Origin of the sequence: Rhodococcus phenolicus, from assembly GCF_001646785.1 — a bacterium.
Lineage (GTDB): Bacteria > Actinomycetota > Actinomycetes > Mycobacteriales > Mycobacteriaceae > Rhodococcus > Rhodococcus phenolicus.
In genome coordinates, this window is record NZ_LRRH01000055.1 from 1 (window position 1) to 26,427 (window position 26,427).

The window sequence follows — 26,427 nt, forward strand, 5'->3', positions numbered from 1 at the left end:
CGCAGAACCCCCACGCCATAGGGTGCCAACCGACGTAAAACGAGGACGTGTCGTCCCGCGTCCGCGCACCCAGTTGGAGATGAGTACGTGAGTTCCCCCGACAACGATCCACAGGTCGATCGGCCGACCCCGCCGCCCCGGACCGGCCCCGCCGATCCGCGCCGGCAGCGGGCCCCGGGACCGGGACCGGTCGGGGGATCCGCCCAGGGACGGCCGCTGCCCCCGCAGCCCGGCCAGGGCCGGCCCTACCCCCCGCAGCCTTACCCGGGTCAGCAGGGACAGCCCGGCCCGCGCGCGGGTGGTCAGCCGGGTCAGCAGCCGCCGCGGAACCCGATGCCGCCGCGGAACCCGCAGAACCCTCAGCAGCAGTACCCCCGGAGCGGGCCGATCCCCCAGCAGAACCCGCGCAGCGGACCGATGCCGCAGCAGTACCCGCGCAGCGGACCCATCCCGCAGCAACGCCCGCAGGGGCAGCCGCAGCAGTTCGCCGGTGCGCAGGGGAATCGTGCACAGTCCGGCCCCCAGCAGCCCGCCGGTGGTGGTCGGCCGCCCGCCGACCGGACGCGGCGCATCCCGCAGCAGGACCCGGACCGGCAGACCACCGCGAACCGGCAGCCTCCCGCACGTCCCGCGGGTGCCCCACCGGGAGGGCGTCCCCCGACTCCGCCACCGACCGCCCGCGGTGGCGGCAACGGCGGCAACGGCGGCGGCAAAGGAAAAGGTGGCCGTCGCGCTCGGCCTGATCCTGCCGATCCTCACGTTCATGGTCGCCTACGTCGTCCAGGACGTGCCCCGGCCCGGCGACCTCAAGACCAACCAGGTCGCCACGATCTACGCGTCGGACGGTTCGACGGTCATCACGAAGGTCATCCCGCCCGAAGGGAACCGCACCGAGGTGCGGCTCGACGAGATCCCCGAGCACGTCCGCAACGCCGTGCTCGCCGCCGAGGACCGCGACTTCTACACCAACCCGGGGTTCTCGGTCAGCGGCTTCGCGCGCGCGGCCCGCGACAACATCCTCGGCCGCGACAGCGCCGGTGGCGGCTCGACCATCACCCAGCAGTACGTCAAGACCGCCCTCGTCGGATCCGAGCGCACGCTCACCCGGAAGATGAAGGAACTGGTCCTGTCGTCGAAGATGGCCAACCAGTGGTCGAAGGACGACATCCTCGCCGCGTATCTGAACACCATCTACTTCGGTCGTGGCGCGTACGGCATCGCCGCCGCGTCCAACGCCTACTTCGGTAAGCCGGTCGGTGAGCTGAGTGTCGAGGAAGGTGCCGTGCTGGCGTCGTCGATCCAGTTGCCGTCGCTGCTCGATCCCGAGCAGAACCCCGACGGCGCGCAGGCGCGCTGGAACTATGTGCTCGACGGCATGGTCACGGCCGGGACGCTCGGCGCGCAGGACCGGGCGGGTATGAAGTACCCGGCCTACGTGCCGCTCGCCGAACTCGACAACGGCGACCAGACGACCGGCCCGGACGGTCTGCTCAAGAACCAGGTCCTGCAGGAGCTGTCCGCCGAGGGCATCAACGAGCAGCTCCTCAACACCGAGGGACTCGAGATCACCACGACCATCGACCCGCAGGCGCAGGAAGCGGCGCTCGACGCGGTCCGCACCACCATGGAGGGCGAACCGGAGGAACTGCGCACCGCCGTGGTGTCCGTGGATCCGCACACCGGTGCCGTCCGCGCGTACTACGGCGGCGACAGCGGCATCGGGTTCGATTTCGCGCAGTCCGGCCTGCAGACCGGTTCGTCGTTCAAGGTGTTCGGCCTGGCCGCGAACCTCGATCAGGGCAAACCGCTGTCGACCACCTACGACAGTGGTCCGCTCACGGTCAACGGCATCTCCATCGGCAACGTCGAAGGCGAACAGTGCGGTCAGTGCACCATCGCCGAGGCGCTGAAGCGGTCACTGAACACCAGCTTCTACCGGATGATGCTGTCGATGGACAACGGTCCGCAGGCGATCGCGGACATGGCGCACAAGCTCGGCATCCCGAAGGAGATCCCGGGTGTCGGGGAAACCCTCACCGAGCCGGAGGGCGCGGGCCCGAACTACGGCATCGTGCTGGGCCAGTACCAGTCCCGTGTCATCGACATGGCCTCCGCGTACGCGACCCTCGCCGCGTCCGGCACCTACCACCAGCCGTACTTCGTGCAGAAGGTCGTCACCGCCGACGGCAATGTGCTGCTCGATCGTGGTGCCCCCGCCGGTGAGAAGGTCGTGGACGACGCGGTGGCCGACAACACCACCGCCGCAATGCAGCCGATCGCCGCGTACTCCAACGGGCACGCCCTCGCGGGTGGCCGCCCGTCGGCGTCGAAGACCGGCACCGCGCAGCTCGGCGACACCGGATCCAACAAGGACGCCTGGATGGTCGGGTACACGCCGTCGCTCGCGACGGCGGTGTGGGTCGGCACCGAGCAGGGCCTGCCCCTCGAGAACAGCTGGGGCGGCATGATCTACGGCTCCGGCCTGCCGTCCGACATCTGGAAGGCGACGATGGACGGCGCGCTCGAGGGCACGGACGTCGAGAAGTTCCCGACTCCGGAGCCGATCGCCGGCATCGCCGGTGTGCCCGCCTTCACCGCCGAGGTGACGGCCGTGCCGACGACCACCAAGGCGCCGGAGACGAGCCGCACCGTCCCGTCGTTGCCGGAGGTCCCGGAGATCACGACCCGCAATGTCGAGATCCTTCCGGGCGTGACGATCCCGCTGCCCGGTGTGGCACCGCAGCAGACGACCACCACCCCGCAGCGACCCGGCCGCGACACGGAGACGACCCCGGAGGAGGACGCCCCGGGCTACGGAACCGAGGAGGATCCGGGCTTCGGGCAGGACACGGAAGAATCGGTGGAGGAAGCGGTTCCGGCTCCGGGCGGGCAGGTCAACCAGCAGCAATCGGGCGGCACACTACCCGGAAGGTAACCTCGCCTCCGTGAGCGAGAAGGCAGCGACCGGCAGGCCGACGGGTACGAAGGCGAAGGTCGTGTCGCCGGCTCCGCTCGCACCCGACCTTCGCTCGGCGGACTGGCGCGACACCCCCGGATGGAACGATCCGATGGTGTCGCGCCTGTCCACCGCGATCGGCGGGCCGGTCGGCCGGTACGCCCTGCTCGGCCGCACCCGCTTCTTCACCCCGCTGCGGGCGCTGCTGCTCCTGGCAGTGGTGTTCCTGGCGTTCGGCTGGTTCACCAAGGCCGCATGCATCCAGCAGGCACCGATCGGACCGAACGGCGAACTCGGACTCGACTGGCGCGGCAACCGTCAGTACGTCGCCATGTGTTACTCGGATGTGGTGCCGCTCTACGGCGCCGAACGCCTCAACGAAGGCGCGTTCCCATACGCGACGTCGTGGGAAGAACCCGCCGCCGACGGGGGAACCCAGATCCGCTACATGGAATACCCGGTGGTCGCCGGGCTCTACCAGTACATGTCGATGCGGGTCGCGAAGGCGTGGGATTCCGTGTCGTGGCTGCCCGGTGGTCTCCAGGTGGCGATCTACTTCAACGTTGTCGCGCTCGGCCTTGCCGCGGCGTGGCTCGTGACGGTGTGGGCGACCGCGCTGTCCGCGGGTCGCCGGATCTGGGATGCCGCGCTCGTCGCTGCGTCACCGCTGGTGATCGTCCACGCCTTCACCAACTTCGACGCCCTCGCCACCGCCTGCGCGGCCGGTGGTCTGCTCGCCTGGGCGCGCCGCCGGCCGGTGCTCGCCGGCGTCCTCCTCGGACTCGGTGGCGCCACGAAGCTGTATCCGCTGCTGCTGCTGGGCCCGTTGTTCCTCGTGTGCCTGCGCGCGGGCAGGATGCGCGCCTTCGGTCGGACCGCGGCAGCGGCTGCCGCGGCGTGGCTGGCGGTGAACCTGCCGATCATGGTGCTGTTCCCGCGCGGATGGGCCGAGTTCTTCCGTCTCAACACCGAACGTGGCGCGGACCCCGACTCGATCTACAACGTGGTCCGGTCCCTCACCACCTGGTCCGGTTGGGATCCGGCGACGTCGAATTCGGTGTCGCTGTTGCTGTTCGCGGCCGCATGCGCGGCGATCGCGTGGCTCGCTCTCACCGCCGCCCGCCGGCCACGGCTCGCCCAGCTGTGCTTCCTCGTGGTCGCGGCGTTCCTGCTCACCAACAAGGTGTGGAGTCCGCAATATTCGCTGTGGCTCGTGCCGCTCGCGGTGCTCGCGCTGCCTCACCGCCGGGCACTGCTCGCCTGGATGACGATCGACGCGCTCGTGTGGGTACCGCGCATGTACTACTACCTCGGCACCGCCGACAGGGGGCTGCCCGAACAGTGGTTCACCGTCACCGTCCTGATCCGGGACGTGGCGGTCGTCGCCCTGTGCGTCGCGGTGATCCGGCAGATCCGGAAACCGGCCGAGGACCTCGTGCGCTACGGATTCGTCGACGACCCGATCGGCGGCGTCGCCGATCAGGCTCCGGACGCGTTCCCGAGCTGGTTGCCGCGGATGCTGCGGCCACGGGGCGAGCGCGATTCACCCGCGAAGTCATCCGAAGGGACGACGCGAACCGCAGGGGTCGCATCCTAATCTCGACGAGGATGTGAGGAGGCGCTGTGGCAGTGAATCACCGCGGCTCGTCGGGACGGGCGACGGCCGGATCCGCTCCGTGTGAGCTCGCATGGGCGGTTGCCCGCGGCGACTCGTCGGCGATCCCCGCTCTGCTGCGCGTCCTCCACCCACCGGTCGCCGCATATTGCCGCGCCCGCGCCCGCGACGGTGGTATCGCCTTCGCCGACGCCGACCGGCTCGCACTCGACGTGTGCCGGACCGTGCTCGCCGAACTCTCCTCGTCGACGGGCGCGAATCGGAACTTCACGACCCTCGTCTACGAGATCGCCTCCCGTGCCGTCGAGCGGGTCGTCGCGGCCGGGCACGCCCGCACCGCGATCCACCTGCGCAGGGAGGTGCTGATCCTGCGCACCATCGTGGGTCTCGATCCCGAACAGACCGCGACGGTACTGGGCATCAGTCCCGGCCGGGTCCGGCTGGAACAACACGCGGCGTTGCGGTCCCTGCGTGCGGCATGAGAATCCCCGGGCGTTGCGGACACGCGCTGTGACGACGACCTCGTCATCACAGGGCCTCGCATCTGCACACAACCGTTAATATCCCAACGTCTCTTTTCGGAAGGTCGGGGGGCCTGCGGCGGTCGGCCGCTCGAGGAGGATTCCGTGTCAGCTGATGCCCTGTCGTCGGTTGCTGCTGTCGTGCACATATCGTCGCGCCCCGCGCTGTCCGCCCGCGAAGTGCAGGTATTACGCGGCTGGCTCCGGTCCGATTCGAAGACCGACGTCGCTGCCGCCCTGTTCATCTCCGTCGCCACCGTCAACACGCATCTGGCCCGGATACGGGAGAAGTACGTCGCGGCGGGCCGGCCCGCGGGCACCAAAGCGGCGCTCACCGCCCGGGCCCTGCAGGACGGCTACATCACCCTCGACGAACTGTAGGTGGCTACCACTCGTCGAGCGTCGTCAGGCCGTCCTGCAGAGCCCGCGCGAACAGCGCGGCCTTCGTGGGGGCACTGCGACCCACCGACGCGTATTTCAGCCGGATCCGCGCGATGTGGGTGTTGAGCGTCGACTGGGAGACGAACAACTCCCGCGCCGCCTGAGCCTTCGAATCCGCCGCCAGCCACGTCAGCAGCACCTGCACCTCGCGCGTGCTGAGCAGCGGGCGGCTCACCAGCGTCGCGCCGGCCGGGGACACGGGTTCGAACGCAATCATGGCGCGCCTTCCGGGAAGAAGCCGTAACGGAATGCGGCGCGCGAGCGCCGAAGAGGACGGCGCGAACGCCGGGGAACCATCCTCACCGCGACCGGTGGTGAACGGAACTACACCCACCGGTCCGATACGGAATCCGTACGGAGAAAACCTCTTCTGTCCACTCCGATTCTGTCCACTCCGACCCGAAAGGACTTCGATGCCCCACCCGAGCACGGAACCGCTCGATCCGGGACGGATCGGCTCCCGGGCGCAGTTCGCCGATGCGCTGACCGAACTCCGCACCCGGGCCGGGTTGTCCGTGCGCGACGTCGTCGCGGCGTCCGGAGCCCTGCACGGCACGGTCGCCGGATGGTTCGCCGGCCGGCACCTGCCGACGACAGCGAGCGCTCCCGCTCTCGCCGCAGTGCTCGCCGCGTGCGGGATCGCCGATCCTGCCGACGTCGCCGCGTGGCAGGCCGCCGCCGGCCGCGCCCGGCAGGCCGCGCGTCGTCGTACCGACCTGACCGCCGTGCCGTACCGGGGATCGGCACCGTTCCGAGAAGCGGACGCCCCGTGGTTCTTCGGGCGCGACGATCTCACCGCTGAACTACTCGCCCGTGTCCGTGCCGCGACCACCGGAGCCTCCGGCCGGGTGACCCTTGTGATCGGACCTTCCGGTGCCGGGAAATCCTCGCTGCTGCGCGCCGGGCTGGCCGCCGCTGCCGCCACCGACGCCGATCTCGCGGCGTGGCGGCCCACCGTCGTCACCCCGGCGGGCATCGGTGTGCCCGCGCTCGTCGCAGCCCTCACCGGCCCCGGACCGTCGGTGCTCGTCGTCGACCAGTTCGAGGAACTGTGGACGCACTGTGTGCCCGGCGATCGTGCGGCGGCCCTCGCCGCGCTGGCGGCCGGCCGCGGTGTCGTGGTGGTGCTCGGTTTGCGGGCGGACTTCTGCCCCGCAGCCGCGCGCGAACCGGTTCTGCTGCCGATCCTCGCGGCGGACCCGCTCGTCGTCGGTCCGCTGAGCGGAGCCGACCTCGAAACCGTCGTCGTCGCACCGGCGGAGAAGGCCGGTGCCACCGTGTCCGACGACCTGGTCCGCGTTCTGCTCGCCGACCTCACATCGCGCACCGCCCGCACGGCAACGGATCCGGGCACGCTGCCGTGGCTGTCGCACGCGCTGCTCGGAACCTGGCAGCAGGCTCGTCGCCGCACCCTGACCGTCGCGGATTATCTGGCCACCGGTGGTGTCTCCGGCGCCGTGCAGCAGAGCGCCGAGGAGGTCTACGCGGAGCTGAGCCCGGAACAGCAGATGCTCGCCCGGCGCATCTTCCTGCGGTTGGTCAACGTCGACGACGAGACCCAGACGCGGCGCCGCACTCCGCGGAGCGAACTGGTGATCGGCGACAGTGCCCGAGTCGCTTCGGTCGTCGATCGGTTCGTCGCGCGCCGGCTGCTCACCGTCGACGAGGGCACCGTGCAGTTGTCCCACGAGGTGCTGCTCACCGCATGGGAACGGCTGCGCGAATGGATCGAGTCGGACCGCGCCGCCCTGGGTGTGCACCGACGTCTGACCCACGCCGCGCGAGTATGGCAGGACAGTGGACGAGACACCGGCGCGCTCCTCGCCGAGGGCCGGTTCGACCTGTTCGAGGAGCGGGCCGGCGATCGGCGGAATCTCCTCACTCCCCTCGAAATCGAGTTCGTCGAAGCCGGTCTTCGGCATCGCGACCGGACCGCCCGCTCCGAACAGCGCCGGACGAGAATGCTGCGGGGTCTCCTCGGCGTTCTGTCCGTGGTCGCCGTGACGGCTGCGGCCGCCGCGGTCGCGTCCGTTCCGCAGTCTGCCCGGTCGAGGTGAGTACACGCTGCCCCACCCGCGGTCTCAGACCCGGAGAGACGAGAACGGTTCCAGCGGAATGTTGCGAATCACGAACCAGGACAGGATGATCAGTAGCACGAGCTGGGGAGCCCGGCGCCACTGATGCCATTGCCGGTAGCGCCGGTCGCGTGCTCGTCCCACGGTCCACACCGCGAACGACCACAGCAGGACCAGCACCGCGAGCACACCGACTGCGTTGTACCGCAACGCCGACGGGACATCCAGGTGCAGAAGCGAATACAGCATTCGCGACGAGCCGCAGCCGGGGCACCACACGCCGAACAGCGCGCGGGTCGGGCACGGCGGGATCGGTCCGCCGGGAGTGGTCGGGTCGGCCCACACGACGGCAGCGCACACACACGCGGACACGGCAACCACCCCGGCGGGGGCGGCGAGCCTGGTCAGTGTGCTGTGCATGATCGTCCGTCAGTAACCCGAGGACGACATCGAGACGATGAAGACGATCACGTAGAACAGGGTGACGGCGACCGCGATCACGACGAAGGTGGCCGCCGACCAGACGGCGAACTTCCTGGCGTCGTCGGCCGCTTTGCGGGCGGCGTCGAATCTTCCCTGCGCCCACAGGGAGTTGACCTGGGATGCTTTCACGATCGACACGATGCCCAGCGGTTGACAGCACATGACCGTCGCGAGGATCCCCCAGACCAGATTGTTCTCCGGAGGCGGACCGTACTGGGGTCCGGGTGGGAACTGGGGTCCGGGTGGGTGGTATCCGTAGCCGGCCGGTGTCCCCTGCGGGACGTACTTACCCGGGCCGTCCTGCGGATACTGCGGATACTGCGAGTAGTCGGTCATTCCGTCCTTCGGTCGGTGCCCGTCGGTGGGCGCGGATCTCGCGGGTCTAGGAGGGAAGGTCGGCCACCCGGGCCTCGAGACGAGCGCGGGCGGCGGGCCAGTCGTCGTCGGTCATGGCAAACAACGCGGTGGTTCGCCAGCTTCCGTCGCGGCGGCGGCGATGCTTACGCATCAACCCCTCGAATTCGGCGCCGAGTTTTGCGATCGCGCCGCGCGAGTGCGCGTTGCGCTCGTCGGTGTGCCATTCCACGCGCACCGCGTCGAGGTCCTCGAAGGCACGTCGGAGCAACAGCAGCTTCGATTCCGCGTTGATGCCGGTGCCCTGGGCCGACCGCGACAACCAGGTATGGCCGATGACGAGTTTCCGGTGGGCAGGATCGATCAGGTAGTAGGACGTGGTGCCCACCACCGAGCCGGTGCGGGTGTCGACGACTGCGTACGCCAGCCGATCGGTATCGGCGACCGCGGTGCGCACGAACGCCTCGGCGTCGTCGAGGTCCCGGATGACCGCGGAGGTCCATCGGAAGATCGCGTCGGCGTCGTCGACGGCCGCCAGCAGCTGCGGCGCGTGCTCGGGTGCGAGCGGCTCGAGCCGGACGCGGATGCCTTCCAGTGTGGGTTGCCGATACCAGGATTCGCTCATCGGGCACGTCCGGTGGTCGTCATCGGAATCGGCCTTTCGGGATCCGTCGGGGCGGGAGCGCGCATCCGCAGCGGTGCGCGTGCGAACACGACGAAGAGTACGACCAGCAGGATTGCCCGGCCCCACACACCCACCTGGGTGAGCAGCAGTGCCGTGGTCATGTCGCGCTGTCCGCCGGTGGCGGCGAACCAGAGGAAGACTCCGATGCCGATCGCGGCGTCGGCGACCAGGTACGCGGCGACGAGCGGCCAGCGGATCCGCACCAGCACCAGCAGCGGCAGCAACCACAGCGTGTACTGCGGGGAGTGGACCTTGTGCAACAGCAGGAATCCGCACAGCATCGCCGCGCCGACCGCGATCCACGGGTACGTGCCTTCTCGCCGACAGCGGCGCCACCCGATCGCCAGTGCCACCGCGAACGACACGCAGATCAGCAGCGGCGACAGGAGGGAGACGAGGCTGTTGTAGGCGGGGGTGACGTCGGTGCCCTCGTAACCGCCGAGGAGCGGTCGCAGCCCCCAGAACCAGATCGAGTTGCTCGTCGAGTCCGCCGCGCGGTTGCTCTGGAATTCGAAGGACGCACGCCAGCCCGTGTAGCCGAGCAACGCGAACGGCAGGTTCACGGCGACGACGGTCGCGGCGCCCGCGGCCGCGACCGCCACGGCGCCGCGCACGTCGAAGCGAGCAGCCGTCGCGTCACGGCGAGCGTGGTCGCCGCCGGTGAGGACGTAGGCGACGAGTGTCAGCAGGAAGATCCCCGGATAGAGCTTCAGGCAGAAGCCGATGCCGAGCAGCACCGCGGCGATCATCCCGCGGGTCCGCAGCGACCAGCGTCTCGTGGCGACGATCGCGACGGCACCCACCACCGTCGCGACCACCGGCAGGTCCCAGTTGAGGAACGCGTAGAGCACGAGCGGGGGCGTCGCCGACCACAGCAGCGCGGCCCAGCCGGCGAGCCGGCCCAGCAGCCAGGCGGTGAGCAGACCGAACGGCGCCAGCAACAGTGCCGACCAGAGCAGGAATTCCGCGTCGTTGTGGGCGGGGACGGCGCCGAGCCACATCAGCACCCCGCTGAGTACGGGGTATTCGACGGTGCCGCCGACGAGGTGGCCGGCGGCGGTGATGTCGCCGTCCAGGAACGGGAAGCGATGCAGGTTGATGTCCCGCCCGATCCACAGTTGCTGGATGTCGGAGTAGCAGACGTCGGCGTCCTTGATCCTCTCGAAGCGCAGGGTGCGGCCCAGCTCGTCGAATACCGGTCCGGCACAGCGTGCTTTGTTGAGGTAGCCGAGGACGAGGGTGACGGCGCACACCACGACGGCGACGAGCGCGGGGGTCCTGGTGCTCGTGCGCATATTCCTCACCCTAGGTGAATTTCGCTGGTCAGGGCGGGGTCATGTACCCTTCTTGGGTTGCTGACGCAACGACCCTCCTGTCACGGATCGTCCGTGACCGTTCACAGTCCATGGGAGGTGATGAGGTCTTATGCGTCATTACGAATTGATGATCATCCTGGACCCCAGCCTGGATGAGCGCACTGTCGCTCCCTCGCTGGAGACGTTCCTCAACGTGATCCGCCAGGAAGGCGGCAAGGTCGACAAGGTCGACGTGTGGGGTAAGCGTCGTCTCGCGTACGAGATCGCGAAGAACAGCGAAGGCATCTACGCGGTGATCGACATCAGCGCGACGCCTGCTGCCGTTGCGGAGCTGGATCGCCAGCTCGGCCTGAACGAGTCGGTGCTCCGCACCAAGGTTCTGCGCAACGACAAGTGATCCTGTCGGCGCCTGACCGTAGGCTCGGGCGCATCAGGACTCCACACACAGCAGGAGGAACCACATGGCAGGCGATACCGTCATCACCGTGGTCGGCAATCTGACCGCCGATCCCGAACTGCGTTTCACCCCGGCGGGTGCCGCGGTCGCGAACTTCACCGTCGCGTCCACGCCCCGCGTCTTCGACCGTCAGTCCAACGAATGGAAGGACGGCGAGGCTCTGTTCCTGCGCTGCAACATCTGGCGTGAGGCAGCGGAGAACGTGGCCGAGAGCTTGACCCGCGGCTCGCGCGTGATCGTGCAGGGCCGGCTCAAGCAGCGCAGCTACGAGACGCGTGAAGGCGAGAAGCGCACTGTCGTGGAGCTCGAGGTCGACGAGATCGGCCCCTCGCTGCGCTACGCGACGGCCAAGGTCACCAAGGCCGGTCGTGGTGGTGGCGGCGGTGGCTTCGGTGGTTCCTCCGGCGGATCGGGCGGCGGGCGTGCAAGCGCCGGCGCGAACACCGGCGGCGACGACCCGTGGGGCAGCGCTCCGCAGGCCGGCTCGTTCGGTGGTCCCGGGGACGACGAGCCCCCGTTCTGATCCGACCTCGATCGGAACATCCAGAAATTACGGAGAAAGACCATGCCTAAGCCGCCTGCGCGCGACAAGGTTTTGAAGAAGAAGGTCTGCACCTTCTGCAAGGAAAAGAACGTGCAGATCGACTACAAGGACACGACGCTGCTGCGCAAGTACGTCAGCGATCGCGGCAAGATCCGTGCTCGCCGCGTCACCGGCAACTGCGTGCAGCACCAGCGTGACGTCGCTGTTGCTGTCAAGAACTCTCGTGAGGTCGCGCTGCTTCCTTACGTTTCGACGGCTCGCTGAGGAAAGGGAGGAACCGATGAAGCTCATTCTCACTGCTGACGTTGACAACCTCGGTGCGCCTGGCGACACCGTCGAGGTCAAGGACGGCTACGGCCGCAACTACCTGCTGCCCCGCGGCCTGGCGATCGTCGCCACCCGCGGTGCCCAGAAGCAGGTCGAGGGCATCCGCCGTGCTCAGGAAGCGCGCGCTGTGCGCGGCCTGGATCACGCCAAGGAGCTCAAGGAGGCCATCGAGGGCCTCGAGAGCGTCTCGCTGAGCGTCAAGACCGCCGGCGACTCGGGCAAGCTGTTCGGCTCGGTCACCGCCGCCGACGTTGCCGGTGCCATCAAGGCTGCCGGTGGCCCGGTCGTCGACAAGCGCATCGTCGAGCTGCCCAAGGCTCACATCAAGGCGACGGGCAAGCACATCGTCGTCGTGAAGCTGCACCCGGACGTCACCGCGAAGTTCACCCTGAACGTCGTCGGCGCCTGATTCCGGCTCCCGGAGAGCCCCACGCACCTGGTGCGTGGGGCTCTTCGTCGTCTATCCACAGGGCTGTGGATAGCGAGGTCACAATGTGACCTGAGACATATCGTTTCGGGAACGAAGCAGCGAACACGCCCGGTGCGCGACACGCCGAAATCGTTGTTGTACACAGGTGTGAAAGGCGATTTTCTGCGTCTGAACTGGGCAAACATGAAGTGTGAGATGTGTTGTCCCCAGTTTGTCCACAGTAGGTGCACAAGCGTGGCCTCCCATTTCCACATTTCATCCACAGATGTGTGCACAACCCGATTTGGATCGGCGCGGCGAAGTCCCTAACGTCGAGCGCGCCTGCACCCTCGATGTCGGTGGGGGCGAGTAGAACGTGGGTACGGACATGCGCGTCGACCACGCCCTACCGAACGTGGAACGCGGATGGGGAAGGATGGCATCGCGTGGCTGTAGTGGACGATCGAGGCCATTCCGACTACAACGATCCGCCGGAGGAACCGGGCGGAGACTTCGGCCGGCAACCTCCGCAGGACATGGTGGCCGAGCAGTCCGTGCTCGGCGGCATGCTGCTCAGCAAGGACGCCATCGCCGACGTCCTCGAGGTACTGCGCCCCGGCGACTTCTACCGTCCCGCCCACCAGGTCGTCTACGACTCGATCCTCGACCTCTACAGCCGCGGTGAACCGGCCGACCCGGTGACGGTGTCCGCCGAACTGGACCGCCGCGGCGAACTCAAGCGCCTCGGCGGTGCCGCCTACCTGGTCACGCTCACCCAGACGGTACCCACGGCCGCCAACGCCGGCTACTACGCCGAGATCGTCGCCGAGAAAGCCGTGCTGCGCCGCCTCGTCGAAGCGGGCACCCGCATCGTCCAGTACGGCTACGCGGGCGCCGAAGGCCAGGACGTCGCCGAGGTCGTCGACCGCGCCCAGGCCGAGATCTTCGATGTCGCCGAGCGCCGCACCACCGAGGACTTCGTTCCGCTCGAGGAACTGCTCCAGCCGACGATGGACGAGATCGACTCCATCGCGAGCCGCGGCGGTATCTCCCTCGGTGTTCCCACCGGATTCGCCGAACTCGACGAACTCACCAACGGCCTGCACGCCGGCCAGATGATCATCGTGGCCGCGCGCCCCGGTGTCGGTAAGGCACTCGCCCTCGACACTCCCCTGCCCACCCCCGACGGGTGGACGACGATGGGCGAGGTCGCGGTGGGCGACCTGCTGCTCGACGCTCACGGCGCCCCCACCCGCGTCGTCGCCGCCACCCCCGTCATGACCGGTCGGCCGTGCTACGACGTCGAGTTCTCCGACGGCACCGTCGTCGTCGCCGACGAACAACACCAATGGCGGACGGTCGCCGGGATCCGTACCACCGGCGAGCTCGCCGCGACCGTCGCGGACGGTCACGTCGTCGCGAACAGCGCGGCGCTGCAACTCCCGGAGGCGGACCTGCCGGTCGCGCCGTTCACGCTCGGCGCGTGGCTCGGCGGCCCGTCCGAGGACCCGGACCTGCACATGCGGATGGAAGGCGAAGGCGACTTCGCCGAGGAGCTGATGACGCTCGGCGCCCACATCCCCGAGATCTACCTGCGCGCCTCCGAACGGCAGCGTCGCGACCTGCTCGCCGGGGTCCTCGACGCCGGCGGCACCGTCCTCGCGGACGGCACCGTGCGCTTCGAGACCGACTGCCCGCGCCTCCTCCACGGCATCGCCGAACTGATCGCCGGTCTCGGCTACACCCGCACCGTCGACGCGGGCTCGGTGGTCTTCTCCGCCGACGACGACGTGTTCGTGCTGCCCAGTAAGGCATTGCAGCACAAAGAGAACCGGCTCGCGGTCGCGCAGGAACGCCGCATCGTCGCGGTACGGCGGGTCGCGTCGGTGCCGGTGCGATGCGTCGAGGTCGACGGCGAACACCTGTACCTCGCGGGCCGATCGATGATCCCCACCCACAATTCGACGCTCAGCATGGACTTCATGCGGTCGTGCTCCATCAAGCACGGCATGGCGTCGGTCATCTTCTCCCTGGAGATGGGCAAGACGGAGATCGTCATGCGTCTGCTCTCCGCCGAAGCGAAGATCAAGCTCGGCGACATGAGGTCAGGCCGCATGACCGACGACGACTGGACCCGCCTCGCCCGGCGGATGAGCGAGATCAGCGAGGCCCCGCTGTTCATCGACGACTCCCCCAACCTGACGATGATGGAGATCCGCGCAAAAGCACGGCGGCTCAAGCAGAAACACGACATACGCCTCATCGTCATCGACTACCTCCAGCTGATGTCGTCCGGCAAGAAGGTCGAATCGCGCCAGCAGGAAGTCTCCGAATTCTCGCGTAGCCTCAAGCTTCTCGCGAAGGAACTCGAAGTTCCCGTCGTCGCGGTGTGTCAGCTCAACCGTGGTCCTGAGCAGCGCACCGACAAGAAACCGCAGGTCTCCGACCTTCGCGAGTCGGGATCGCTCGAGCAGGACGCCGACATGGTCATCCTGCTGCACCGCCCCGACGCATTCGAACGCGACGACCCGCGTGGCGGCGAAGCCGACCTCATCGTCGGCAAGCACCGTAACGGTCCGACGGCCACGATCACCGTCGCGCACCAGCTGCACCTGTCGCGGTTCGTGGATATGGCGCGGGGATAGCGGCGCGCCTTCGCTGCTGCTCCTGAGTCCCTCATCATCGGATTCAACCGATAGGCACCTGAAATCGTGGTTGGTGTGCAGATATATCCGTACACCAACCACAATTTTCGTCGTGCATGCACGGTGGCTGGCGGCCGGTCGGATCGGTCAGCAGAAAAATGGTTGGACGGGCTTCGGCTCGGATTGATAGCGTGCCCGAGACCGTGACATCACGCGAGGAGGTGAGACCCATGTACGCAACAACCATGTGGGTGCTCCCACTCGTGTTCGCGGTCGGGTGACCGATGTAGGTGTCGCCGGGAGCGCCTGATCAAAGGGCACTCTCCGAAAGGCTGCACCATGCATTTCATCTCCGAGACATCGTCGAACGGTGTCGTCGAACGTCATTTCACTCTCGACGGGATCACCGGCGTGCTGTGGACGCCCGCGTCCGGAACCGCCGGCGCACCACTGCTCCTGTCCGGGCACTCCGGCGGCATGCACAAGAAAGCGCCCGGGCTGGTCGCCGACGCGTTCCGCAACGTCACCACCCACGGGTTCACTGTCGCCGCCATCGACGCTCCCGGACACGGTGACCGGCCGCGCAACCCCCAGGACCAACAGTGGTCCGATGCGATCCATCGTGCCCGGAGAGAGGGCAAACCGATCGCCCCGGTCGTCATCGACTACAACTGGTCGTTGGCGGGTCGTGCGGTGCCGGAATGGCAGGCGACCCTGGACGCTCTGCAGGCACTACCCGAGATCGGCATCGAAGCTCCGATCGGCTACGGCGGTGTGAACCTCGGTGTCGTGACGGGACTGAGGTTGGCGGCGGTCGAACCGAGGATCGCTGCTGTGAGCTTCGGCGGAGTTTTCGTGGACGATGCCCTGATCGAGGTGGCGAGGAGGATCACCATCCCGATCGAGTACCGGATTCCTTGGGACGAAAAGGAATTCGACAACGAGTCCGCAGTCGCATTGTTCGATGCCTTCGCCTCGAAGGAGAAGACACTTCACGCGTACCCGGGCAGGCACAATCAGGTGCCGGTCTACGAGCGTGGCGGCTCGGCCCGGTTCTTCGCCCACCACCTCGGGCGGGACACCGACACGGTTTCGGGCTGACGTGACCGGTATCGGCGTCCGGCCCGCGCCGGACGCCGATACCGCCATTGCCGGGATCGTCCGGTCAGGGGCAGCGCACGGCACGTCTCCGGCCGCCCTCTTTCGCGATGAGTTCAACAGTGGTCTGCTGGACAGGTCATCACCCGGCCTCCGGGACGGGAGCGGATCAGTGAATCATCGAGGTATACGCCATGACCACGATCCATCTTCATCGGACGACCACCGCGACACCCGAGCAATTCATCGCCGGCCTCACCGACTTCGGGCCCGGCCGCAAGGAACTCTTCGCCAACAGTGCGGACAACTACCTCGAGGTGCACCACGAAGGCCCCCACGATGCCGATGTCACCGAGGGCTCGATGGGCATCTGGGAACGGCTGCACTACGACTGGAGCGACCCCCACCATGTCGTGATGACCACCACGGACTCGAATATGTGGGGTGGGGCGTCGAGCCACACCTACACTCTGACACCGCAGCCCAACGGAAAGACCGAGGTGGACGTCGTTGTGGTCCGCGACGGCAAGAACCTCAAAGGGCGGGTTCTCGCGGGTGTTCTCGGAGTGTTCGGAACCCGCTTTCTGGGAAAGCAATTCGAGAAGTCCGTGGAGGCCATCGAAGCGCGCACCGACGGTCCGACCGGCCCGGAAGTGCAGGGAACGGGAGGCTGATGCGAAGGGCGGCAACAGTACCCGCGACAGCCCCCGCCCGGGACCGGCCCCGGGGCCGGCACGACGCTCGCCGATGCCCCGAGGCTACCGGCTCAGCCGGCGACCTCGGCTTTGTCGGCATCGGACTCCGGTGCCGAGTCCTGTTGCGATCCTTGCCCGACGAACAGGGCCGAGGCGACGACGCCGATGAGAAGGATCGCCCCGGGCAGGAGCATCGACTGCGCCAGTGCCGTACTGAAGTTGTCCGCAATCTGTTCGGGGATCTTGCCCATCGCGCTCCCCCCGCCCTCGCCGACCTGGGCGTTGCCGAGCCCTTGCGCGGCCATGCGTGACGCGATCAGCGCGCTGATCGCGGCGCTGCCCAGGACCGAACCGATCTGCCGAGTGGTGTTGTAGACGCCCGCACCGGCACCCGCCTGATGGACCGGCAGGTTGCGGGTCGCCGTCGATGCCAGCGGTGCCCAGATGCACGAGTTGGACAGGCCCGCGACGCCGGCCACGATCAGGAACAGCACGATCGAACTGTCGGGCGTCATCAATGCAGAGAAGGCGAAGACGGTCACCGCGAAGACCGTGAACCCGATGGTGGGCAGCACTCGGGGCGGCATCCGGTCGGAGATCTTTCCGATCAGCGGTGCGGTCAGACCGGTCACGATCGCCATCGGCGCGAAGACCAGGGCGGCCTGCGTCGGTGTGTATTCCCGCACCGCTTCCAGATAGAAGTACGCGGGCACCATGAGTGAGGTCACGGCGGCACCCATCGCTGCGATCGCGATACTCGACATCGAGAAGTTCCGGTCGCGGAACAGGCTCAGCGGCAAGAGAGGTTCGCGCTTGCTGCGTGCCTGGTTGACGACGAACAAGACCAGCACCGCGATGCCGAGGATGATCATCACCCAGGTCCAGACATCCCAGTCACGGGTGTTGCCCTCCTGGATTCCGAAGACGAGCAGGAAGATTCCGATGCCGCTCAGTGCCACGCCGACGACGTCGAACTTGTGTCGATGCGTCTCGAGATCGGGCACCAGCCACGCCGCGAGAACGAAGGCCACGATGCCGATCGGGACGTTGATGTAGAAGATCCAGTTCCAGCCCTGCCAGTCCACCAGCACGCCACCGAGGATCGGCCCGACCAGGGTGGCGAGGCCGGCGACACCGCCCCACAGGCCCATGGCCGCACCGCGCCTGTCCGGCGGGAAGGTGCGGGTGATGACCGCCATCGTCTGCGGCGTCATCAGTGCAGCACCGAATCCCTGGGCTGCTCGGGCGGCGATCAGCATTTCGATCGTGCCCGACGTCGCGCACCACAGCGACGCGAGGGTGAACACCAGCAGACCCGCCAGGTAAACCCGTTTGGGCCCGAACCGGTCGCCGAGTCGGCCGGTGAACAGGAGTGGCACGGCATAGGTCAGCAGATATGCGCTGGTGACCCAGATGACCTTGTTGATGTCGGTGTTCAGGCTCGTCATGATGGCGGGGTTGGCCACTGCAACGATGGTCATGTCCAGCAGGATCATGAAGAACCCGACCACCAGCGCAGTGAGCGCAAGCCACGGATTTCGTTGGTGTGTCATGGTTTCCGTTCCTCGTCCGAACAGCGATCGTTCCGTCGACGAATCATGTGGGTTTCTTCGGCGCTGTCGATCTCGCATTCGTCAACCGTTCTGGCCGACCGTGTCGCCCTTCCGTAGTGCGTCGAGGGTCTCGGCGGTCAGCGCAGCTCCCCAATCGTGGCCGAGATCTCGTGCTTCGCCGGAGAGGCAGGGCGCCGCGCCGGCGTCTTCCTCCCATTGCAGCGAACCGTCGCGGAGATCCTGGACCAGACCGTCCAGCCACTCCAGGTCGTGAGCGGTCTGACTGCGGAGATACTCCAGGGAGATCCAGTAGCGGCGGGGTACGCCCTTGCCTGTCGCCCATTCGCGGATGACGTCGAGCTCCTCGACGTTGTCGCGTAGCTGCGTGATGCGTTCGCCGAGCAGGGCGATCACCTCGTCGGCGGGCAGGTTGTGCGCCTCTGCCAGCGCGAGGGGGAAGATCGGGTACTCGCGAACGGGTCGGCGAAGGATTTCGGCGATGCGCGTCCGCACTGCGGCGGTTCCGGCCGGCGTGATCCTGTATGTGGTTCGCTCCGGTCTGTTGCCCGCTCGCTCGATACCCGTTTCCTGCACCAGGTTTCGATCCGCGAGACGGGACACCGTGTGATAGAGCGAGCCGGCCCGCAACTTGACCAGGTTGTCTTCGCGACGTTGCAACAGTAGTTGGTACATCTCGTAGGGATGCATCGGGCGTTCTTCCAGCAGCGCCAGCACCGCGATGGCCATCGGCGTCAGTGTGGGATCGGCCTGCGTGGGCACCGGGTGTGTCCTCCCTTCGTGTCCGCCGTGCACATGCGGCGCGGTCGGGCGACATTCCGCAAATACTCCACGCCGAATATACGGTGCGGAACGTGCAGTGGCAATGGATCGGGGGAGGTGAGGTGATCACAGCGCCGTTCGGCCCCATACGAAATCGACAGATGGAATGATCTTCCGTGGCATCCCGCGTCCATCGGATGCCGCTGTTCGTGACCCACCCGGCAATTGTTTCCGCATGTGAGGAACTCACGAAGGGATCGGATCGATGGCGACGAACACCGGTGACGAAACGAGTTTCACCGACGCCGAGCGCGCCGCGATGAAGCAGCGTGCGGCCGAACTACGTGAGCAGGGCCGCAGCGGCAAGGGGGCGGCGAAGCGGGAGCGCGAGGCGCAGGCGTGCGTCGACGCGATCGCCGCGCTGACGGGCACCGACAAGCAGATCGCCGAGCGCCTGCACGCTGTCGTGACCGAGGAGGCTCCACACCTCGACCCGAAGACCTGGTACGGCTTCCCGTCCTACGCCCGCGACGGCAAGGTGGTCGTCTTCTACCAGCCCGCGTCGAAGTTCGACACCCGCTACGGCTCGATCGGCTTCAACGAGGACGCCCTCCTCGACGACGGGTCGTTCTGGGCCACGGCGTTCGCGGTGCTCGAAGTGACCGACGAGATCGAGAAGCGGCTGCGCGAGCTTGTGCGCAAGGCTGCGGGATAGGCCGCCTCCTCACGGGTGCCGCAGCAGCGGCCCGGGCCCGAAACCACCCATGTCGGGCAGGCCGCAGCGGTACGGTCCACGGATGACGCCATTCACCCGCGGTCTCGTCGGGGTCGTCGCAGTGGCCGCGATCGCCGGATCCGCGCCCGGGGTTGCCGGTGCCACGCCGTCGTCGGGTATCTCTGCAGTGACCCTGGCCGAATGGGAGATCCCTGCCGGCCTGTTGCCGTTCGTGCCGGAGGGCGCCCACATCGTCGTTCGCGAGATCACCCTCGCGCCCGGCGGGACCACCGGCTGGCACTTCCACCACGGGAACGTGTACGCCCTGGTCCGGTCGGGAACGCTGACCCATCCCGGTCCGGATTGTGTCCCGGACCTCTACCGCGCCGGCGACATCATCGGAGAGCCGCCCGGGCACGCAAATACGCACGAGGGCAACAACTTCGGCACCGAGCCGGTGGTCCTCGATGTTCTGTACGTCCTTCCCTCCGGCGATCCGTTGTCGGAGGACGCTTCCGCGCCGGAGTGCGCCGGAGGGTAGTCACCGTCCGGCGCTCCGGCGTCGATGGGGTGCGCAACGACGACGGTTGCCACCGGCGGTCCGCTGCCGCTGCCACCGGTGACCTGCCATATCGTGATGAGAAGGCACGCGAGACGAAAGGCATGCGGTGACGTTCATCAAGATGTGTGGGCTGCGCGACGAAGCGGCGGTGGATCTGGCCGTCGAACTCGGTGTCGACGCAGTCGGTTTCGTGTTCGCCGAGAGCCCTCGTCGTGTGTCTGCGGAGCAGGCGGCGCACCTGCGCTCGCGGGTTCCCGCCGGTGTTCTCGCGGTCGGGGTGTACGTGCGGATGCCGCTCGCCGAGATCATCGAGACAGCGAAAGCCGCGAATCTCGATCATGTTCAGGTGCACGACCTGCATTCGGGGGACGACGTGCGGGCGTTGCACGACGCCGGACTGACCGTGATCCGTGCCGTGAACACCGGCGGTGCCGAGGCGCTCACCGAGGACTTCGGCGCCGATCTGCTGCTGGTCGACGGCGCGGTCGCCGGCGCCGGAGTCACGTGGGACTGGCAGGACCGCAGCGCCCTGCCGTCCGGTCGCTGGATCCTCGCCGGTGGTCTGAACCCGGGCAATGTGGCGCGAGCGGTCAGGACGTCGGGTGCGTGGGGTGTGGATGTGTCCAGCGGCATCGAGTCGAGCCGCGGCGTCAAGGACCCTGACCAGATGCGGGCGTTCGCGGATGCGGTGCGCGGGAGCGGCCCGGCCGAAACATAGGGCGAACCGCGCGTCCGGCGTCAGTGCGCGGCGGCGCTCTTCTTCCGCTTCGGAATCAGGTGCACGATCAGCACGACGATCGCACCGAGGACGAGGCCGACGAGCGCAGACGCCACAGTCCCCGCGGTCCACGACAGGACACCACCGAAGCCGCCGCTCACGAGTTCGCCGAACCAGTGCTCGAGATCGTGGAGGACATCGGCCGGCCAGTGGAACCCGGCCTCGCCGACGTTGACGATCAGGATGTGCCCACCGACCCACAGCATCGCGGCGATCCCCACGACGGTCAGCACCGACATCACCTTGGGCATCGCGGCGACGAGGCCGCGGCCGATCTTCTGGCTGAACCGTGACTCGCGCCCCGCGAGCGCCAGGCCCACGTCGTCCATCTTCACGATCAACGCGACCACTCCGTACACCAGGGCGGTGATGAGGAACGCGACGACGATGAGCACCGCCAGTCGGGTGAGGAACGGTTCGTCCTCGACCGAGGACAGGGAGATCACCATGATCTCGGCGGACAGGATCAGGTCGGTGCGGATCGCGCCGTTGACCATCGACTTCTCGAACTCGGGGCCGCCACGCCGGGCGGTCGCGTCCGCATCGTCGTGGTGACCGCCCGTGAGTGCTTCATAGACCTTCTCGGCCCCCTCGAAGCACAGGAACAGACCACCGGCGATCAACAGGTACGGCAGCGCCTGGGGCAGGAACTGGCTCAGGATCATCGCCACCGGCAGGATGATCAGGAGCTTGTTGCGAATCGACCCGATCGCGATCTTGCGGATGATCGGCAGCTCGCGGTCGGGGGTGAATCCGTCCACGTAGCGCGGGGTGACGGCAGTGTCGTCGACGACCACACCCGCGGCCTTCACACTGGCCCTACCGGCTGCGGCGCCGATGTCGTCGATGGATGCCGCGGCTGCCTTCGCGAGTGCCGCGACGTCGTCCAGCAGGGCGACGAGACCACCAGCCACGGGAACCTCCCAATTTCGGCTGTGCCGAGCCGAGCGCGACACGCGGTTTTTGCGGGTCGACTCGAACGGTACCGAATCCGCGGGTGCGGGCACCAACGAGCCCGCTACCGGGCGCGCTTCCCGACGAGATCCAGCGTGCCCAGGTCCCGGATCGCCTCGCAGCCGCGTTCCAGCATCACCACCATCATCTCGTCACCGCGTTCGGTCGTCGTCGCGAACGCGGTGCCCAGGGTCGCGAGCAGCGGTATCTGCAGCATGCCGAACCGGTAGTCGTCCCAGCACATCGCGCGGGAATATCCGCTCACCCCGAACCGGAGCAACGCCTCGTGATAGGTGGCGACGAGATCGGCCTCGGCGGCGCGCCGGGCATCCGGGAGCATGCCGGTTCCGATGAAGTAGGCGAGGTCGCGTGCGGCCAATCCGACGCCCATGGTCTGCCAGTCGACCACACCGACCGTGTCCGTGCCGACGTCGAACAGCAGGTTGTCCAGGCGGTAGTCGCCGTGCATCAACGCATACCGCTCGGGTCCTGCGAGCAGCCACGGCGTCACGAGCTGCATCGCCGCGCCCAGGGTGTCGCGGGTGGATGCATCCAGCCGGGACCCGAGCTTGTCCAGGACGATGTCGACGGCCGTGCGGCAGATCTCCCCGAGACCTTCGGATGCGTCGAGATCGCCGGGTTTGGGCATGGCGCACTCGGTGAGATCGAGCCAGCGCGCGTCGCACCAGCTGGGTCCGTGCAGGCCCGCCAACGCCGTGACCGCCAGTTCGGCGTCGTGGACGGTGCATCCGGCGAGCTGGTCGCCCTGGGTGGCGGGATGGAGATCGTCGAGCAGCAGAGCGAAGTCCGTACCGTCCTCGCTGATATCGCAGTAATAGCAGTGCGGCACCGGGACTTTCACAAATGCCGAGGCTTTCCGGTAGAACGCGACTTCGCTGATGTAGCCCAACGCCACGCCACCGCGTACCGAGTCGTCCTGGGCCGGAAGCTTGAGCACGAAGGTCGCGGGTAGTCCCGGGTCGTCGACGGTGTAGCGGGGCGTGATCCGGTAGGTGGCACCGGTCTGGCCGGTGCCGACCGCGTGGATGTCGACGTCGGCGACGGTGACCTGTGCGCCGGTGGTGCTCAATACGGCGGACAACCACGCTGCGGTGACATCGGACGGGCGGCGGGGAATTTGCTCGGACATCATCGTGCTCCCCGTTCCCGGGATCGATCGATCACAGGTCTGCGAGTCACGGGAGCACCTCGTCGTTCGTACGATAGGCGGTGGCGATCGGTTCCAGTTCGTCGGGGGTGCATCCGTGCAGGATCACGGCGTCGGCACCGAAGTCGAACTCGCGGCGGATCCGCTGGACGCACTGCGCAGCCGATCCGGTGGCCGCGGGCTCGAGCCATTCGTCCGGAAGCAGCGTCGCGATGTGCTCGATCTGGTCGGCGGAGGCCTTGTGGTCGATTCCACCGGGGATCGAGAGCACCACCGGGTCCTGCCGGAATCGTTGCAGCACAGCGGGATCCCAGTTGTTCGTCTTCACCAGCAGATCACCGTAGCCCTGCAGGTACGTGGCGAGCCGCGCCACCGTCTTCTTCAATCGCACTTCTTCGGGCAGGTGGTCGCCGACGGTCGCGAAGCACGACCACACCCGGACGTCGCCGGGATCGCGGCCCGCCTGTTCGGCGGCCTTCTTCACGATCGCCACCGAGCGTTGCAGTGTGTCGGGGGTGAAGTAGGTGTGCAGGATGACGTCGTCGAACGCCCGGCCCCCCAGTGCGAGTGAACGGGGCCCGAACGCCACCAGGCCGAGGCGGATGTCCTCGTCGAATTCCGGATCGAGGAACAGCAACGGATATCGTCCGATCGGACCGTCGTGACCGGCGATGACCTCACCGCGCCAGAGCCGGCGCATGACCTGTGCGAAATCCTCCATCTGTGCGGTCGTCACCGCCGGCACTCCGAACGCGGAATACAGGGCCGCGACGCCGCGTCCGATTCCGAGTGTGAAGCGGCCGCCGGAAAGCCGGTGCATCGTGGTCGCCCACGAGGCGGTGATCAGGGGATGCCGCGTGTTGTGGTTGGTTGCTGCGGTGGCGATCTGCATGCGGTCGGTGACCGCGCACGCCGCGCCGACCAGCGACGCGGCCTCTTTGATGTTCCAGCGTTCGGAGACGAATGCGGTGCCGAAGCCGAGTTCCTCCCCGCGGCGGGCTTCGTCGACCAGAGTTCTCGGCCCGTCCCCGCCGGCTCCCGCCAGCAGGTAGTAGCCCAGTTCGTCGAGCGTACGCTGACCCCTGTCCACAGGCATTGCGATGAGCCTCCCGTATGAAGTACCGCTCATACTGCATCGACGACCGACATGCCTACCGTAAGCCTGTCTGTTCCCCGATGAAGAAGGTAGGTGTCGCGCATCGGAAATGGCAAGAGGCGAACGTCGGCCGGTTTCAGCGCGTCGCTCGGCCCGGTGGCGGGACCTCCAGCATGGGTACCAGGAATCTGCGAGCGATCGCGGTCAGTGCGGCGTCGTCGTCGAGATCGACGATGCGACTGGGAAAGGCGAGGAACGACCCGGTGATGCGGACCATCATCTCTGCCACCAGATCCACGTCGAGATCCACCGAGACCGTGCCGGACGCCTGCTCGCGCCGTAGCTGACCGGCAACGAATGTCTGTACTGCCGAGAGCATTTCACCGTCGGCGCCGATGATGGAGCCGGCGAACGAGGTGGGATCGGTTTCGATCAGTCCCGCGACGAGCGGATTCGTGCGGATCGTCCGCAGTGAGCTCACGAAGCCGAGCGTCACGCGGTCGGCCACGGTGGGTGCACCGGCGACCTCCTCGATGAACCGGGTGAAGTACCGGCTGAACTCCCGCATGATCACCTGGTCGACGAGCGCTTCCTTGGTGTCGAATTTGCGGTAGATCGTGATGCGGGAGAGATTGGCGCGTTTGGCGACCTCCTCCATCGTCGACCGTTGGATGCCCATCCGGCAGAACTGCTCGTAGGCGGCGTCGAGGAGACGGGTGCGCGTCGCGTCGGTGTCGTCGGTGTTCTCGACAGCGTCGTTGTACGCGCGTTCGAGAAGCGACGTCGATCTACACAATCCGGATCGGGCCGACGGCATGGGTTCCACGAATACCTCCTGTGCTTGTTCCGTACCAGGGTGACGCTTCGGGACGGATTCCGTGAATCTTCCGTGAGGATCGTGGTGATGTGCTCTGATGTTACATAGTTACCTAGACTGTTTCATTGCATCATCGAGCCCAATACAGGGGGGCGGATGTCAGATCTGAGCAGGCGGAACGTGTTGAAGGCCGGAGGGGCGCTCGCGGCGCTAGGCGCCGTCGCTGCGGCGTCCCCGGCGCAGGCACTTCCGTGGAGGTGGTCGCCGGCCGGGTCCATTCCCGGCGCCGGCAGCGGAGCGGATCCGCGACAGGTGTGGGACACGGAAGCCGACCCGCTGGTCGCGTCGCTCTTCGAGCGCGGCGAGGTCGAACGCGCGAACGGCCTGTTGCGCGAGTGGAAGAAGAACGGGCAGCCTCTACCCGCGGGGCTACCCCCCGACCTTCACGACTTCCTGGAGCGCCATCGGCAGCTTCCGGCGTGGGCGGACCCGCAGAAGCTCGAAACCGCGGTACGGTTCAACGAGAAGCGGGGACTCTATCTCGGTGTCCTCTACGGGTTCGCCAGCGGCATGATGAGCACCGTCATCCCGAAGGAAGCAGTCGCCGTCTACTACTCCAAGGGCGGCGCCGACATGAAGCGCCGGATCTCGCGAACAGCGAAGCTGGGATACGACATCGGTTCGCGCAATGCGTATCTGCCCGACGGCGAGATGATCGTGACTGGCCTGAAGACTCGTCTCGCCCACGCCGGTGTGCGGCACCTGCTGCCGCAGTCGGCGCACTGGACGGGAGCGGCACCCGAGGGCCGTCCCATCAGCCAGCACGACATCATGGTCACCTGGCACAGCCTGCCCACCTCGGTGATGCGGGTACTGCGGGCATGGAAGGTGCCGATCGCTGCGGACGAGAGCGAGGGTTTCCTCCATTCGTGGCAGGTCAGCGCGCACATGCTCGGAGTCGAGGACCAGTACATCCCGGCGACCTGGGCCGACGCCGAATCGCAGGCCACCCAGGTGCTCGACCCGATCCTGGCGCCGACGCCGGAGGGACTGAAGCTGGCCGACATGCTTCTCGATCTCGGTAAGGGGCTGGACTTCACGCTCTTGAGCCGCCCGATCCTGGGGGCACTGACACGATTCGTGCTCGGCGACAGGGTCGCCGATTGGCTTCAGATTCCCCGTGAGCCGGTGTGGGGGACGTTGCTGAACGTCGGATGGGGTCCGTTCATCGCGGTGCGCGAGGGCCTGCTGCCGTTGCCGCTCGCCCCGGAGGCGTACTGGTCCTTCGACGAGCTGCTGCGTCAGTTCGTGTTGCTGTACATGTCGGAACTGAAGACGATCAGCATCGAGATCCCGACGTTCAACAACCCGAACTACCCCTGA

At 67.4% G+C, this 26,427-nt stretch carries 27 protein-coding genes; 16 read left to right on the forward strand and 11 right to left on the reverse strand.

Going from position 1 to position 26,427, the window contains the following annotated elements:
- The first annotated feature begins 763 nt into the window (after positions 1 to 763).
- From A8G15_RS15605 to A8G15_RS15620, 4 genes are all read left to right on the forward strand, one after another.
- Positions 764 to 2,935, forward strand: coding sequence for a transglycosylase domain-containing protein (locus A8G15_RS15605; protein ID WP_068161318.1), 2,172 nt, complete (start codon positions 764 to 766; stop codon positions 2,933 to 2,935).
- A 10-nt stretch (positions 2,936 to 2,945) separates the two neighbouring features.
- Positions 2,946 to 4,553, forward strand: a complete 1,608-nt coding sequence (locus A8G15_RS15610) for a glycosyltransferase family 87 protein (protein WP_068161190.1) — start codon at positions 2,946 to 2,948, stop codon at positions 4,551 to 4,553.
- A gap of 26 nt (positions 4,554 to 4,579) precedes the next feature.
- A complete protein-coding gene (locus tag A8G15_RS15615; protein WP_156665422.1) occupies positions 4,580 to 5,053 on the forward strand; it encodes an RNA polymerase subunit sigma-24 in 474 nt (157 codons plus the stop codon).
- A 144-nt stretch (positions 5,054 to 5,197) separates the two neighbouring features.
- Positions 5,198 to 5,473, forward strand: coding sequence for a LuxR C-terminal-related transcriptional regulator (locus tag A8G15_RS15620; protein WP_068161195.1), 276 nt, complete (start codon positions 5,198 to 5,200; stop codon positions 5,471 to 5,473).
- Positions 5,474 to 5,477: 4 nt separating this feature from the next.
- Here the strand turns inward: A8G15_RS15620 and A8G15_RS15625 are convergent, their stop codons facing one another.
- Complete coding sequence (locus tag A8G15_RS15625; RefSeq protein WP_068161198.1) at positions 5,478 to 5,750, reverse strand: LuxR C-terminal-related transcriptional regulator; 273 nt, start codon at positions 5,748 to 5,750, stop codon at positions 5,478 to 5,480.
- 196 nt (positions 5,751 to 5,946) lie between these two features.
- Between A8G15_RS15625 and A8G15_RS15630 the strand changes: the two genes are divergently transcribed.
- Positions 5,947 to 7,590, forward strand: coding sequence for an nSTAND1 domain-containing NTPase (locus A8G15_RS15630; protein WP_068161201.1), 1,644 nt, complete (start codon positions 5,947 to 5,949; stop codon positions 7,588 to 7,590).
- Positions 7,591 to 7,614: 24 nt separating this feature from the next.
- On the opposite strand, the gene A8G15_RS15635 is transcribed toward A8G15_RS15630, so the two are convergent.
- From A8G15_RS15635 to A8G15_RS15650, 4 genes are read right to left on the reverse strand one after another with little or no spacing between them, the layout of a single operon-like run.
- Positions 7,615 to 8,028, reverse strand: a complete 414-nt coding sequence (locus A8G15_RS15635) for a DUF2752 domain-containing protein (protein ID WP_068161207.1) — start codon at positions 8,026 to 8,028, stop codon at positions 7,615 to 7,617.
- A 9-nt stretch (positions 8,029 to 8,037) separates the two neighbouring features.
- Positions 8,038 to 8,427 (reverse strand): CD225/dispanin family protein, encoded by a 390-nt coding sequence (locus tag A8G15_RS15640; protein ID WP_068161209.1) that lies wholly within the window; start codon positions 8,425 to 8,427, stop codon positions 8,038 to 8,040.
- A 46-nt stretch (positions 8,428 to 8,473) separates the two neighbouring features.
- Complete coding sequence (locus A8G15_RS15645) at positions 8,474 to 9,070, reverse strand: GNAT family N-acetyltransferase (RefSeq protein WP_068161211.1); 597 nt, start codon at positions 9,068 to 9,070, stop codon at positions 8,474 to 8,476.
- Positions 9,067 to 10,425, reverse strand: a complete 1,359-nt coding sequence (locus tag A8G15_RS15650; RefSeq protein WP_068161213.1) for a glycosyltransferase 87 family protein — start codon at positions 10,423 to 10,425, stop codon at positions 9,067 to 9,069. Before A8G15_RS15650 ends, A8G15_RS15645 begins: the two co-directional genes overlap by 4 nt.
- A gap of 130 nt (positions 10,426 to 10,555) precedes the next feature.
- On the opposite strand from A8G15_RS15650, the gene rpsF reads away from it, so the two are divergent.
- The 7 genes from rpsF to A8G15_RS15685 all read left to right on the forward strand — a co-directional run bounded on the left by rpsF (position 10,556) and on the right by A8G15_RS15685 (position 16,600).
- Positions 10,556 to 10,843, forward strand: a complete 288-nt coding sequence (gene rpsF / locus A8G15_RS15655) for a 30S ribosomal protein S6 (RefSeq protein ID WP_068161222.1) — start codon at positions 10,556 to 10,558, stop codon at positions 10,841 to 10,843.
- Positions 10,844 to 10,907: 64 nt separating this feature from the next.
- Positions 10,908 to 11,426: a single-stranded DNA-binding protein gene (locus A8G15_RS15660; protein WP_068161224.1), complete on the forward strand. Its 519-nt coding sequence runs from the start codon at positions 10,908 to 10,910 to the stop codon at positions 11,424 to 11,426.
- 42 nt (positions 11,427 to 11,468) lie between these two features.
- Positions 11,469 to 11,711, forward strand: a complete 243-nt coding sequence (rpsR, locus tag A8G15_RS15665) for a 30S ribosomal protein S18 (protein ID WP_068161227.1) — start codon at positions 11,469 to 11,471, stop codon at positions 11,709 to 11,711.
- Between the two features lie 16 nt (positions 11,712 to 11,727).
- Complete coding sequence (rplI, locus tag A8G15_RS15670) at positions 11,728 to 12,183, forward strand: 50S ribosomal protein L9 (protein ID WP_068161231.1); 456 nt, start codon at positions 11,728 to 11,730, stop codon at positions 12,181 to 12,183.
- A 446-nt stretch (positions 12,184 to 12,629) separates the two neighbouring features.
- Positions 12,630 to 14,828, forward strand: coding sequence for a replicative DNA helicase (gene dnaB / locus A8G15_RS15675; RefSeq protein ID WP_211270178.1), 2,199 nt, complete (start codon positions 12,630 to 12,632; stop codon positions 14,826 to 14,828).
- 339 nt (positions 14,829 to 15,167) lie between these two features.
- Positions 15,168 to 15,929 (forward strand): dienelactone hydrolase family protein, encoded by a 762-nt coding sequence (locus tag A8G15_RS15680; protein WP_068161239.1) that lies wholly within the window; start codon positions 15,168 to 15,170, stop codon positions 15,927 to 15,929.
- A 191-nt stretch (positions 15,930 to 16,120) separates the two neighbouring features.
- A complete protein-coding gene (locus A8G15_RS15685; protein ID WP_068161248.1) occupies positions 16,121 to 16,600 on the forward strand; it encodes a hypothetical protein in 480 nt (159 codons plus the stop codon).
- Between the two features lie 92 nt (positions 16,601 to 16,692).
- Here the strand turns inward: A8G15_RS15685 and A8G15_RS15690 are convergent, their stop codons facing one another.
- The gene (locus A8G15_RS15690; protein WP_068161251.1) at positions 16,693 to 18,174 is read right to left on the reverse strand and encodes a DHA2 family efflux MFS transporter permease subunit; all 1,482 of its coding nucleotides are present in this window, start codon (positions 18,172 to 18,174) and stop codon (positions 16,693 to 16,695) included.
- Positions 18,175 to 18,255: 81 nt separating this feature from the next.
- Positions 18,256 to 18,921 carry a PadR family transcriptional regulator gene (locus A8G15_RS15695; RefSeq protein ID WP_068161323.1) on the reverse strand — a complete coding sequence of 222 codons (666 nt, stop codon included), beginning with the start codon at positions 18,919 to 18,921 and terminating at the stop codon, positions 18,256 to 18,258.
- A gap of 298 nt (positions 18,922 to 19,219) precedes the next feature.
- Here A8G15_RS15695 and A8G15_RS15700 point away from each other — a divergent pair, with 298 nt between their 5' ends.
- The 3 genes from A8G15_RS15700 (at position 19,220) to A8G15_RS15710 (ending at position 20,949) form a co-directional block, all read left to right on the forward strand.
- Positions 19,220 to 19,669, forward strand: a complete 450-nt coding sequence (locus A8G15_RS15700; protein ID WP_068161255.1) for a hypothetical protein — start codon at positions 19,220 to 19,222, stop codon at positions 19,667 to 19,669.
- An 82-nt stretch (positions 19,670 to 19,751) separates the two neighbouring features.
- On the forward strand, positions 19,752 to 20,210 hold the full coding sequence (locus A8G15_RS15705; protein WP_068161258.1) for a cupin domain-containing protein: 459 nt from the start codon (positions 19,752 to 19,754) through the stop codon (positions 20,208 to 20,210).
- Between the two features lie 127 nt (positions 20,211 to 20,337).
- Positions 20,338 to 20,949 carry a phosphoribosylanthranilate isomerase gene (locus A8G15_RS15710; RefSeq protein WP_068161259.1) on the forward strand — a complete coding sequence of 204 codons (612 nt, stop codon included), beginning with the start codon at positions 20,338 to 20,340 and terminating at the stop codon, positions 20,947 to 20,949.
- Positions 20,950 to 20,969: 20 nt separating this feature from the next.
- On the opposite strand, the gene A8G15_RS15715 is transcribed toward A8G15_RS15710, so the two are convergent.
- The 4 genes from A8G15_RS15715 to A8G15_RS15730 all read right to left on the reverse strand — a co-directional run bounded on the left by A8G15_RS15715 (position 20,970) and on the right by A8G15_RS15730 (position 25,044).
- The gene (locus A8G15_RS15715) at positions 20,970 to 21,923 is read right to left on the reverse strand and encodes a DUF808 domain-containing protein (protein ID WP_068161260.1); all 954 of its coding nucleotides are present in this window, start codon (positions 21,921 to 21,923) and stop codon (positions 20,970 to 20,972) included.
- Between the two features lie 104 nt (positions 21,924 to 22,027).
- Positions 22,028 to 23,113 (reverse strand): phosphotransferase family protein, encoded by a 1,086-nt coding sequence (locus tag A8G15_RS15720; protein ID WP_068161325.1) that lies wholly within the window; start codon positions 23,111 to 23,113, stop codon positions 22,028 to 22,030.
- 46 nt (positions 23,114 to 23,159) lie between these two features.
- The gene (locus A8G15_RS15725) at positions 23,160 to 24,227 is read right to left on the reverse strand and encodes a TIGR03857 family LLM class F420-dependent oxidoreductase (RefSeq protein WP_169833899.1); all 1,068 of its coding nucleotides are present in this window, start codon (positions 24,225 to 24,227) and stop codon (positions 23,160 to 23,162) included.
- Positions 24,228 to 24,363: 136 nt separating this feature from the next.
- Positions 24,364 to 25,044: a TetR/AcrR family transcriptional regulator gene (locus A8G15_RS15730; protein WP_068161348.1), complete on the reverse strand. Its 681-nt coding sequence runs from the start codon at positions 25,042 to 25,044 to the stop codon at positions 24,364 to 24,366.
- A 156-nt stretch (positions 25,045 to 25,200) separates the two neighbouring features.
- Here A8G15_RS15730 and A8G15_RS15735 point away from each other — a divergent pair, with 156 nt between their 5' ends.
- Positions 25,201 to 26,427, forward strand: a complete 1,227-nt coding sequence (locus tag A8G15_RS15735) for an oxygenase MpaB family protein (RefSeq protein WP_068161262.1) — start codon at positions 25,201 to 25,203, stop codon at positions 26,425 to 26,427.

Excerpts from the sequence above, each read along its gene's own strand:
- A8G15_RS15630 (WP_068161201.1), top strand. The coding sequence starts at position 5,947 with ATGCCCCACCCGAGCACGGAACCGCTCGATCCGGGACGGATCGGCTCC.
- A8G15_RS15640 (WP_068161209.1), bottom strand. The coding sequence starts at position 8,427 with ATGACCGACTACTCGCAGTATCCGCAGTATCCGCAGGACGGCCCGGGT.
- A8G15_RS15735 (WP_068161262.1), top strand. The coding sequence starts at position 25,201 with ATGTCAGATCTGAGCAGGCGGAACGTGTTGAAGGCCGGAGGGGCGCTC.
- A8G15_RS15685 (WP_068161248.1), top strand. The coding sequence starts at position 16,121 with ATGACCACGATCCATCTTCATCGGACGACCACCGCGACACCCGAGCAA.
- A8G15_RS15645 (WP_068161211.1), bottom strand. The coding sequence starts at position 9,070 with ATGAGCGAATCCTGGTATCGGCAACCCACACTGGAAGGCATCCGCGTC.
- rpsF (WP_068161222.1), top strand. The coding sequence starts at position 10,556 with ATGCGTCATTACGAATTGATGATCATCCTGGACCCCAGCCTGGATGAG.
- A8G15_RS15730 (WP_068161348.1), bottom strand. The coding sequence starts at position 25,044 with ATGCCGTCGGCCCGATCCGGATTGTGTAGATCGACGTCGCTTCTCGAA.
- rplI (WP_068161231.1), top strand. The coding sequence starts at position 11,728 with ATGAAGCTCATTCTCACTGCTGACGTTGACAACCTCGGTGCGCCTGGC.
- A8G15_RS15605 (WP_068161318.1), top strand. The coding sequence starts at position 764 with ATGGTCGCCTACGTCGTCCAGGACGTGCCCCGGCCCGGCGACCTCAAG.
- A8G15_RS15690 (WP_068161251.1), bottom strand. The coding sequence starts at position 18,174 with ATGACACACCAACGAAATCCGTGGCTTGCGCTCACTGCGCTGGTGGTC.
- A8G15_RS15720 (WP_068161325.1), bottom strand. The coding sequence starts at position 23,113 with ATGTCCGAGCAAATTCCCCGCCGCCCGTCCGATGTCACCGCAGCGTGG.
- A8G15_RS15635 (WP_068161207.1), bottom strand. The coding sequence starts at position 8,028 with ATGCACAGCACACTGACCAGGCTCGCCGCCCCCGCCGGGGTGGTTGCC.
- A8G15_RS15650 (WP_068161213.1), bottom strand. The coding sequence starts at position 10,425 with ATGCGCACGAGCACCAGGACCCCCGCGCTCGTCGCCGTCGTGGTGTGC.
- rpsR (WP_068161227.1), top strand. The coding sequence starts at position 11,469 with ATGCCTAAGCCGCCTGCGCGCGACAAGGTTTTGAAGAAGAAGGTCTGC.
- A8G15_RS15695 (WP_068161323.1), bottom strand. The coding sequence starts at position 18,921 with ATGGCCATCGCGGTGCTGGCGCTGCTGGAAGAACGCCCGATGCATCCC.
- A8G15_RS15625 (WP_068161198.1), bottom strand. The coding sequence starts at position 5,750 with ATGATTGCGTTCGAACCCGTGTCCCCGGCCGGCGCGACGCTGGTGAGC.
- A8G15_RS15725 (WP_169833899.1), bottom strand. The coding sequence starts at position 24,227 with ATGCCTGTGGACAGGGGTCAGCGTACGCTCGACGAACTGGGCTACTAC.
- A8G15_RS15660 (WP_068161224.1), top strand. The coding sequence starts at position 10,908 with ATGGCAGGCGATACCGTCATCACCGTGGTCGGCAATCTGACCGCCGAT.
- A8G15_RS15680 (WP_068161239.1), top strand. The coding sequence starts at position 15,168 with ATGCATTTCATCTCCGAGACATCGTCGAACGGTGTCGTCGAACGTCAT.
- A8G15_RS15700 (WP_068161255.1), top strand. The coding sequence starts at position 19,220 with ATGGCGACGAACACCGGTGACGAAACGAGTTTCACCGACGCCGAGCGC.
- A8G15_RS15705 (WP_068161258.1), top strand. The coding sequence starts at position 19,752 with ATGACGCCATTCACCCGCGGTCTCGTCGGGGTCGTCGCAGTGGCCGCG.